The sequence below is a fragment of the Vibrio sp. 1580 genome (assembly GCF_033340055.1).
The window spans coordinates 1-578 of the sequence record NZ_JAWOVT010000510.1 but is presented as its reverse complement, the minus strand read 5'-3'; the positions used below and the strand labels follow the sequence as shown (position 1 = coordinate 578).

Here is a 578-nt window from a genome sequence, read left to right as displayed (position 1 = left end):
TCGGGATCTACATCATGAAGCTCCTCATAATCAGAGCAATAAAGCTCTTCATATAATACATCGGCCAGTTGCTTATGGCTCCAGCCTAACGCATCCAACATAGTTCGAATTTGCTTTTGTTTTTGGGTTGTCCCCATTTGTCCCTACCCTACTAGTTACTATGCAATGGTCTCAGCGGAGACAATCATTCATAAACGAAAAGGAAAATATTATGTCTAAAAACAAAGCACCAATGACCCCTGAAGCCGCTGCTCGTATTCAAGCGAATCAAGCAAAACAAAATGGCGGACAAGTATCTAAAGATTCATTCGCGGCTCGCGCTCAACGCGCTGCTGCCAACAACCAAAAACAAGGTAAATAGGAGTAACCATCATGGCAAACCCAAGTTCTGCACCAAAAACTGCGCCGAAAGGTAATCCAAACTACCCAAGCACAACTGGCAAGCCTTCAGGCAAAGGTCGTGGCAACACACCTAAACGCTAAACACATTAGATATAAATGAGGCAGTCTAGCTGCCTCATTTTTCTATTATGAACAACTTCTTGCATTAAGCTTGAAGTTACTTAAAAACAAGTTTT

1 protein-coding gene and 1 pseudogene are annotated in these 578 nt (G+C 42.2%); one reads left to right on the top strand and one right to left on the bottom strand.

Going from position 1 to position 578, the window contains the following annotated elements; genetic code table 11:
- Positions 1-137, bottom strand: a pseudogene (locus R7093_RS26870) (elongation factor Ts); the annotation flags it as partial.
- 74 nt (positions 138-211) lie between these two features.
- Here R7093_RS26870 and R7093_RS26865 point away from each other — a divergent pair.
- Complete coding sequence (locus R7093_RS26865; RefSeq protein WP_017790133.1) at positions 212-361, top strand: hypothetical protein; 150 nt, start codon at positions 212-214, stop codon at positions 359-361.
- Positions 362-578 lie beyond the last annotated feature (217 nt).

Coding starts and splice junctions, on each gene's coding strand:
- R7093_RS26865 (WP_017790133.1), top strand. CDS start 212: ATGTCTAAAAACAAAGCACCAATGACCCCTGAAGCCGCTGCTCGTATT.